Below are 2,214 nucleotides of genomic sequence, written 5' to 3'. Positions count from 1 at the left end.
ATCTCCTTCCATTAATGGTTTCATAGGCTCAGGTAGAAATTTTTTTATTGTTTCTTTAGTTTTTTCTTTTGTATTAGAAAAATTTTTTTCTAACTTTGATAATTTTTGCCTTGGGTCTGTAAAAAATTCATTTACTTTTTCCGCTTCTTTAAATGCTTCATTTTCATTTTGCGGCATTTACACCCTCACCTCTTTCCATTTTCCTTTTTTAAAAATATACCATATAAAAAATCCTTTCAAATAAGTTTCAACTATCATTATAAAATAAACTAAAATAATATCTTTAAAATAAAGTGTAATAATTATAGAAGGAATTAATCTGAAAACCCATAAACTTCCTGTATTTACCATTAAAGATAGTTTTGTTGCACCTGCTCCCCTTAATGCTCCACTTAAAACAAAATCAACTGCCAGAGGAAACTGTGAAACAGCAACAACCTGAAGATAAAGACTTGCTTCATTTATAGTTTTTTCGTCATTTGTAAAAATAGATACAAAAAACTCTGGATAAAAAAACATTAAAATTCCAATAAACTGCATAAGAAAGCCTGCTATTAAAGAAGTTTTTATACCGTATTTATAAGCCTCATCAGGTTTTCCTGCTCCTAAAGACTGTCCAACTAAAGTCATTGCAGCAATGGAAAATCCAAATCCAGGCATAAATGCAAGCCCTTCAACTCTAAGTCCTATTTGATAACCTGCTAAAACGTAAGTGCCGTACATTGAAATTATCCATATAAAAACCATAAAAGATCCGTGAATTATAAATCTTTCAATACCTGCAGGTATTCCTATCTTAAATAGTCTTTTTGCAATGCTAAGCTCAATCTCTTTAGAGAGCGTAAAAATTTTCTTGAATAATATTAGAAAAATGTAAATAATAACTTCAAAGATATAAGCTGTTGTAGTGGCAATTGCTGCCCCTTTTACTCCAAGTTCAGGAAATCCAAACTTTCCAAAAATAAGAACATAGTCAAGAAAAGTATTTAAAATGTTTCCAATTATTCCAATAAATAGAGGAGTTTTAGTGTCTCCAAATCCGTTTGAAGTAGAAACCAGAACAGCTCCTATAAAGAGAAAAGGTATAGATATATTCAGTATTTTCATATAGGAACTTCCAACTTCAGCTATATCTTTATTTCCACCAAAAAGTTCAAAAAAATCATAAGAAAAAAAGAAAACTATGATTGTTATTGGTATAGATACTAAAAATGAGAAAAAGATAGCTGTAGTTATCACCTTTGAAATATTCCCAAACCCTTTTGCACCAAAAAACCTTGCAACTAATGCATTAACTCCAACGCTGAAAATTCCAATTATAGAATAGAGAATTCCAACAAGGTTCATGCTGAGACCAACAGAAGCAACAGCAATAGGAGAAATTCTTCCTATAAAAATCATATCAACAAGAACTTGAAGCATATCAAGAAACTGATTTAATGCAGCAGGAGTCGCAATGGAGAGAATTTTTTTTATGTCGGAATTTAGCATTTTTTAATTGCAGCTAAGGATGCTTTTAAAGCATTTCTTCCATCGTATCTTTTTGTTTCAAATTCTTGATAATAAACTACATAAAAATCTATAAAAAGATGAAGAAGTTCATTTTTCCTTAGATAAAAATCCTTTGTTTTAGCTTCTTCATTTAAAACAAATGTTTCAAATATTAAAACACCGTCTTTTTTTAAACTATCTTTTATCTTAGGAATTAAATTTCTATTTAAAAAATTTATATTTAAAACAATTTCATATCTGTCCAACGGAAAATCAAAATTGTCAAGGTCTGCTTGAATTGTGTTTATTTCAGGCTGTTTTTTCTTAAGAATATTTAGAGCTACATCAGATATATCTACTGCATCAACCTGAAAGCCTTTTTTATGTAAAAAAATAGAGTTTCTACCTGTTCCAGCAGCTATATCAAGGGCTTTTCCTTTTTTTGCAAGGCTGTAAAAATTTTTAACAATCTCAGATGGTTCTTCAGGAAGTTTTTCAGATAGATATTTTTTATTCCATCTTTCCCTGTCTTCAATCATCTATAAATTCCTCTATGATTTTTTCATATTCACCTCTAAGATGAAGTATATAATCTACAGTTTCCCTTACAGCTCCTTCTCCACCCTTTGCTTTTGTAACATATACACAGTATTTTTTAACTATCTCCGAAGCATCTGCCACTGCTACAGGAAATCCAACTCTTTTTAAAATAGTAATATCTAT

The 2,214-nt window shown here is 29.8% G+C and carries 3 protein-coding genes; all 3 read right to left on the bottom strand.

Features of this window, described 5'->3' with window-relative positions:
* Positions 1–177: 177 nt before the first annotated feature.
* On the bottom strand, positions 178–1,491 hold the full coding sequence (locus HG1285_RS04015; protein ID WP_008288739.1) for an MATE family efflux transporter: 1,314 nt from the start codon (positions 1,489–1,491) through the stop codon (positions 178–180).
* Positions 1,485–2,030 (bottom strand): class I SAM-dependent methyltransferase, encoded by a 546-nt coding sequence (locus HG1285_RS04020; RefSeq protein ID WP_008288738.1) that lies wholly within the window; start codon positions 2,028–2,030, stop codon positions 1,485–1,487. Before HG1285_RS04020 ends, HG1285_RS04015 begins: the two co-directional genes overlap by 7 nt.
* A partial coding sequence (locus HG1285_RS04025) for an HAD hydrolase family protein (RefSeq protein WP_008288737.1) occupies positions 2,023–2,214 on the bottom strand: 192 nt, incomplete at its 5' end. The genes HG1285_RS04025 and HG1285_RS04020, both read right to left, overlap by 8 nt.

Source organism: Hydrogenivirga sp. 128-5-R1-1 (assembly GCF_000171895.1).
The sequence above is the reverse complement of the archived record's forward strand: the minus strand, read 5'-3'. Positions and strand labels throughout refer to the sequence as shown.

What these genes read in the sequence shown, in the direction of transcription:
- HG1285_RS04015 (WP_008288739.1), bottom strand. Translation starts at nt 1,491, where the DNA reads ATGCTAAATTCCGACATAAAAAAAATTCTCTCCATTGCGACTCCTGCT.
- HG1285_RS04020 (WP_008288738.1), bottom strand. Translation starts at nt 2,030, where the DNA reads ATGATTGAAGACAGGGAAAGATGGAATAAAAAATATCTATCTGAAAAA.